General features: G+C 61.1%; 6 protein-coding genes. 4 read left to right on the top strand and 2 right to left on the bottom strand.

The features are described from left to right. Nucleotides 1-1,161, bottom strand: a 1,161-nt coding sequence (locus AC5E6N_RS02890; protein ID WP_491746401.1) for an Ldh family oxidoreductase, incomplete at its 3' end; no start/stop codon positions are given. 104 nt (nt 1,162-1,265) lie between these two features. Here AC5E6N_RS02890 and AC5E6N_RS02885 point away from each other — a divergent pair. The 4 genes from AC5E6N_RS02885 to AC5E6N_RS02870 are packed head-to-tail and all read left to right on the top strand — an operon-like array spanning nt 1,266 to nt 5,570. Then, complete coding sequence (locus AC5E6N_RS02885) at nt 1,266-2,612, top strand: ABC transporter substrate-binding protein (RefSeq protein WP_491746400.1); 1,347 nt, start codon at nt 1,266-1,268, stop codon at nt 2,610-2,612. 37 nt (nt 2,613-2,649) lie between these two features. Then, the gene (locus tag AC5E6N_RS02880; RefSeq protein ID WP_491746399.1) at nt 2,650-3,567 is read left to right on the top strand and encodes a carbohydrate ABC transporter permease; all 918 of its coding nucleotides are present in this window, start codon (nt 2,650-2,652) and stop codon (nt 3,565-3,567) included. Nucleotides 3,568-3,587: 20 nt separating this feature from the next. Next, nucleotides 3,588-4,472 carry a carbohydrate ABC transporter permease gene (locus tag AC5E6N_RS02875; protein ID WP_491746398.1) on the top strand — a complete coding sequence of 295 codons (885 nt, stop codon included), beginning with the start codon at nt 3,588-3,590 and terminating at the stop codon, nt 4,470-4,472. Between the two features lie 21 nt (nt 4,473-4,493). Beyond that, nucleotides 4,494-5,570, top strand: a complete 1,077-nt coding sequence (locus AC5E6N_RS02870; protein ID WP_491746397.1) for an ABC transporter ATP-binding protein — start codon at nt 4,494-4,496, stop codon at nt 5,568-5,570. 32 nt (nt 5,571-5,602) lie between these two features. On the opposite strand, the gene AC5E6N_RS02865 is transcribed toward AC5E6N_RS02870, so the two are convergent. Further along, entirely contained in the window at nt 5,603-6,028 is a 426-nt protein-coding gene (locus AC5E6N_RS02865; protein WP_491746396.1) for a hypothetical protein, read from the bottom strand. Nucleotides 6,029-6,072: the final 44 nt, after the last annotated feature.

The raw sequence follows: 6,072 nt of genomic DNA, 5'->3' as shown, positions 1-6,072 counted from the left end.
GCCATGCAGGCGCACAAAGGAATCGGAGTTGCCGAAAACGACGCCGATCAGCCCCGCGCGGGCGGCCTCGATCGCATACGCGCCGGCCGCGCCGAAATGTGAGGAGTTTCGGATTGCCACGGCCCCGACCCCGTTTGCCCGCGCCAGTTCCATGGCGCGGTCCATGGCCGCATAGGTCGCGCGTGCGCCATGGGCATCGTCGCCGTCCATGACAGCGACGGCACCATGTTCGGCGACAAGTCTCGGCTGCGGTGCAGGGTTGAGTCTGCCGCCTTTGAACGCGCTCAGATAGTGCGGCAGCAGCCTCATGCCATGCGTGTCAACGCCGTGAACGGAGGCATGCATCAGCGCGCGCGTCACCGTCTCGGCCGTTGCCTCGTCGGCCCCCGCCGCTGTCATGGCCGTATTGCAAAAGCGCTCCATATCCTCGATGCCGACCAGAACCGAACCCGCCGCCCGGTCACCCAGTGAGCGAGGATATCCACTTTGCTCCCCGGCGATTTGCGTCAGGTAATTTTCCGTGGTGGTTGTGATATGCCGTTCCAGAATGTCCCGCGCATCGCCGATTCGTCCGTCTCGCAAGGCGGCCGGAATCTCCTGGTGGTCCTTGAGCGACAGCCTGTTCAGGTGCTGATCGTTGGACAGACGGTTGCGCAGCGCCTGCACGCGAAAGGACAGCGTTTCGAAATTCTCGCGCAGATAGACATTGCCGCAATGGCGAAACAGCGCGCCATGGAATTCGTAGTCGAGGAGCTTGTAGCGGCTGACATCATTGTCATCGACGGATGTGACCATCTGCACCGCGATGTCTTCCAGCTCCGCGGCCAGCGCCTGTAAATTACGGCTGGCTGACAGGTTCAGGGCCTGCAATTCCAGAATCTGGCGCAGCTCGCTGAGATCCGTGATCTCGTCCGGCCCCATGTCGAAGACCCGGGCGGAGCGGCTGGGCGCCATGACGACAAGGCCGTCGCGCTCAAGGCGCAGCAGCGCCTCGCGCACCGGCACCTTGCTGAAGCCCAGCCTCCTGGCGAGATCCGATTCGAGCAGCTTCATGCCCGGAGGGAAATCGCCGCTGATGATCTTCTGCCTGATCTCGACGGTCGCGCGATCCGACATCTTCACGACTTTTGCGGTTTCGGTTTCTTTGATTTCGGTGTTCATTCCGGGCCTCGTTCCTGATTCGGTATATGATATATCTCTGTTTACTCGCCAACCCGAAAACTTTATCCTCGCATGGCAATAGGAACGGGTTCAGGGAGGACTCCATGCAAACGACCGAGACGATCAAGCGTATTTTTGCCGGAGCGAGCGCGTCCGGGCTCTTGCTTGCGGCAACCGCGACGGCATCGGCTGCCGATCTCGACATTATCTGGAACAAGGGCTTCTTCGAGGAGGAGGACGATGCGCTTCTGGCATTCGTCGAGAAATGGGAGGCCGAGACCGGCCACGATGTCGAGGTGATCTTTGTGCCCGTGGCCGAGGTCATTCCCAAGGTGGTCGCGGCTATAGAAGCCGGCAATCCGCCGGATGTCGCTTTTGGCCACCTGTTCGACTGGCAGACCACGCCGCGCTGGGCCTACGAGGGCGAACTGGCCGATGTTTCGGACATTGTCGGCATGATGAGGCCGGATTTTCTGCCCGGGATCGAGGATTCGATCCGGATGATGAACGGCAAGACCGGCACGGAAGGCTTTTATGTCGTGCCGATCGAACAGCAGACCACACATGTCCATTACTGGTCGGACATCATGGCGGATGCCGGCCTGTCGCCGGACGACATCCCGCAGGAATGGGATGCTTACTGGAACTTTTTCTGCAAGGACTTCCAGTCCGCCGCGCGTGAGGCCGGGCACCGGGTCTTCGGGCATGGCCAGGTCTTCGCCTCGGCCTCGACCGATTCGAACTTTCACATCAACATGTATCTGGCCGCACACGGTGCGGAACTGGTGGATTCGGACGGCAATTTCGTCGGCGACACGCCGGAAAACCGCGCCGCGACCATTGCCGCGTTCGAAAGCTACACGGCAGGAGCCAATGACTGCGTGCCCTCGGGTTCGGTGAGCTGGGGCGACGGTGACAACAACACCGATTTCCTCAACCGCAATTCGGTGATGACCGCCAACCCGTCCCTGTCGATCCCGGCGTCGCAGGCAGGCACCGACAATTACGATCTGATCAGGACGATCCCCTGGCCGGCCAAGGGCCCCGACGGCGGAAGCTATCCGGTCATGACGTCGGTCAAGCACGCGGTGGTGTTCGCCGAGGCGGACAATGCCGATCTCGGCAAACAGTTCCTGGCGGATCTGATCAAGCCCGAGAACCTGCAGCCCTATGTCGAAGGCTCGCGAGGGCGCTGGCAACCGGTTGTCCGCAGTCTGCTCGAGGTTCCGTTCTGGACCGATCCGTCCGACAGCCACAGGAACGGCGCCTATCTCCAGTACACCACGTCCGAGACGAAGCCTTTCGCCCAGATCTATAACCAGAAATACACGCAGGTTCAGGCCGAAAACCTTCTTGCCCGCGCGGCGAGCCGGATCGTCCTGGACGGCGCATCGGCGGAAGAGGCGGTTGACGAGATGAACGCCCGCATCGCCGAACTTCTGGCCGATTGAACCGACGCAGATCCCCGGCAAGAACTGGGAAGCCGCCATGTCGGATAATCAACAAAAGACAAAACCGTCCCGCGGCATCCCGGGCGCCGGGGCTGCTGCCATACAATCTCCCTCGGGCGGGCTTTCCGAGGCCGCCTGGGGCGCGATCTTCGTTCTTCCCTATGTCGTGGTGTTCCTGGCCTTCGCGGTCATGCCGGTGATCCGCGGTCTCGGGCTCGGCCTGGACTGGGACAGCTATGTCCGGCTGTGGAACGATCCGATTTACATCCGTACCGTTTGGAATACCGCCATTCTTGTCGGCGTGGGCGTGAATCTGAAACTGCTTCTCGCCCTGTTTCTGTCCGGCTTCCTGCTGATGCCCTTTCGCTGGGTCAAGCTTCTGGCCCTGGTGTTCATCCTGCCGTGGGCGGTGCCGCAGGTCCCCTCGATCCTGTCGATCCGCTGGATGCTGAATGCCGATTGGGGGATGGTCAATCACATTCTGGAGACCTGGTTCGGCATCTGGCCGGCGCCCGCCTGGCTCAACGATCCCACGCTGGCGATGGGCGCCGTGGTGATGGTCCATGTCTGGAAATGGGTGCCGTTCTGGACCCTGATCATGATGGCCGGACGGCTGGCGATCTCGACATCGCTCTACGAGGCGGCCGATGTCGACGGCGCGACGACGTGGCAGAAGTTCCGCTACGTGACCTTCCCGCAGATCCGCAACCTCTACATCACCTCGACGCTCCTGTCGGCGATCTGGACGCTTGGCGATTTCAACAGTGTTTTCCTGCTGACCGGCGGCGGTCCCGTCGACCGGACCCATATTCTGGCGACGCTGGGTGTCCGTTACGGGTTCAACCTGGGGGATCTGCACATGGGTGTCGCCTCGGTCCTGACGGCCATGCCGGTGGTTCTGCCGTGCGTGTTCATACTGGTGCGTCGTCTGAACGCCGCCGTGAAGGCGAACTGAGCGGAGTTTGCGGAGCGATCATGTTCAAGACCATCACCTCCACGTTCGACGCCAATCTGCGCCTGCGGATTTTCGGCTATATCCGGCACGCGTTACTGCTGATCATCGGGCTGATCGTGTTCGTCTGGTCGTTCCTGCCGATCTATCACATGATCATGATGTCGCTGACACCGATTGACGCCCCCTTCGGCGGGCGTATCTGGCCCGACGATCCGACGCTTGAAAACTACCGGATCGCGCTGACCCAGGACGACTTTTTCCTGCGTCATTTCTGGATTCAACTGGCCAACAGCGTCTTCATCGCCATCGCAACGGCGATTTTGACCCTGTTCGTCGCCATTACGTCGAGTTTCGCCATCGCCCGGATGAAGATCCGCTTCGGCCAGACCATTACCAATCTGTCGCTGGCCTCCTACCTGATCCCGATGGCCTTCCTTGCCATTCCGTTCTTCACCGTGATGAGCGACTACAACATGCTGAATCGGCCCTGGGCGCTGATCTTCGCGATGACCACCTTTGCCTCGCCCTATGCGATCTGGGTGTTCCGCCAGCATGCCGAGAACCTGCCCAAGGAGCTTGACGAGGCGGCCAAGGTCGATGGCGCGACGCCTTTTCAGATTCTGCGCCGCGTCTATATTCCGCTCATGGGCCCGGCCATGGTGGCCATCGGCATCTTTGCCATGCTCCTGGCGTGGAACGAATATCTCTATGCCTTCCTGCTGTTGTCGAGCGAGAACAAGGTGACGCTGACCGTCGCGCTCGGATTCTTTCTGGGTCAGGACAATTCCCCCTGGAGCCTCCTCATGGCGACGGCGGTCATCTACTCCCTGCCGCCGGTGGTGCTTTATTACAACTTCCGGCGCTATATGGTCGGCGGGCTCACCGCCGGCGGCGTCAAGGATTGAACATTCGAACGGGAAGATCTCATGGGCTCTGTCAAGATCACCGACTGCCGCAAAAACTATGGCGCGATCGAAGTCATCCACGGGATCAGCCTTGATATCCGGGACCGGGAATTCGTCGTTCTGGTCGGCCCCTCGGGCTGCGGCAAATCCACCCTTCTGCGCATGATCGCCGGGCTCGAGGATATCACGGACGGCGAGATCAGCATTGCCGAGCGCGTGGTCAACAACGTTCCGCCGAAGGACCGCGACATCGCAATGGTTTTCCAGAACTACGCGCTTTATCCGCATCTCACGGTGGCGGAAAATATGGGATTCGGAATGCTGCTGCGAAAGGCGCCGAAATCAGAAATCCAGAAGCGCGTACAGGAGGCGGCCACCATTCTGGGTCTCGAGGATTACCTGTCGCGCTATCCCAAGCAACTGTCCGGCGGGCAGCGCCAGCGCGTGGCGATGGGCCGGGCCATCGTGCGCAATCCGCAGGTGTTTTTGTTCGATGAGCCACTGTCGAACCTCGATGCGAAGCTGCGGGTGCAGATGCGAACCGAAATCAAGGCGCTGCACCAGAAAGTACAGACAACGTCGATCTACGTGACACATGACCAGATCGAGGCGATGACGCTGGCCGACCGCGTGGTGGTGCTGAAGGACGGAAACATCATGCAGGTCGGTGCGCCGCTGGAACTGTACGACCGGCCCGAAAACCTGTTCGTGGCCGGTTTCATCGGCTCGCCCTCGATGAACTTCATGCAGGCCACGCTGCGTCGTGAAGGCGACCGGGTTCAGGCCATCCTGTCGCGTGGCCAGGCGATTGAGTTGCCGCCCAGGCAGGCCGGACAGCACGGGCAGGGCATCACGGTCGGCCTGCGCCCCGAGCATCTGGAGATCGCCGCCGCGGGGGACCCGGGCGCGATCCCGGCCCATGCCCAGTTCACCGAGCCCACCGGCTCGGAAACGCTTGTGATCGCCGAGGTGGAAAATCGGGAAATCTCCGTGCTGACCCGCGACCGCCCCGCTATTTCCCGAAACGAGGAAATCGCCCTGAAGGTGGCGCCCGCGAACGTGCATGTCTTCGACCCCGGAACCGAACGGAGGCTTTGAGTTACCGCGGACACAGACAGACCGGACATTATTCACGGACACAGACCAATATGCCGATCTTTAATTCGGCCGTCAGGTTGACCGCCGCCGAACACGCGGGACGTCGGGCGCGGAACGGGCAGTACGACGGCCTTGTCGAAAGTTCCGTCCGGAAGATAGCGCTGAAGAGCCCACGCCTCCCAAACCGCAACGATTCGCGTTTCGTGCCCGGCCAGAGAATCGGGCGATAATATTGAACCATTTGACCGGCTTATCAGGCCTACTGGCCAGGCGCGATCGCCGCCGTGGTCCGGGTCGACCACAAGGCGATCGCAACGACGTCCAGAAGGCCTGATAAGCCGGCCTTCGGTGAACCAAATCAGCCCGTCGGCGTCGTTGAACGGCTTGCCCGATGCACCACATCGCGCGGCGCCGTTCGCCTGGCCGAGCAAGCTGATTTGGATCATCAAATAGCTCAATATGGTCGCCCGAGCTAACCCCGCAAGAGCAAAAAGAACTGCCC

The sequence above is a fragment of the Hoeflea sp. genome, from assembly GCF_984452065.1.
The sequence above is the reverse complement of the archived record's forward strand: the minus strand, read 5'-3'. Positions and strand labels throughout refer to the sequence as shown.

Coding starts and splice junctions, on each gene's coding strand:
- AC5E6N_RS02885 (WP_491746400.1), top strand. CDS start 1,266: ATGCAAACGACCGAGACGATCAAGCGTATTTTTGCCGGAGCGAGCGCG.
- AC5E6N_RS02880 (WP_491746399.1), top strand. CDS start 2,650: ATGTCGGATAATCAACAAAAGACAAAACCGTCCCGCGGCATCCCGGGC.
- AC5E6N_RS02875 (WP_491746398.1), top strand. CDS start 3,588: ATGTTCAAGACCATCACCTCCACGTTCGACGCCAATCTGCGCCTGCGG.
- AC5E6N_RS02870 (WP_491746397.1), top strand. CDS start 4,494: ATGGGCTCTGTCAAGATCACCGACTGCCGCAAAAACTATGGCGCGATC.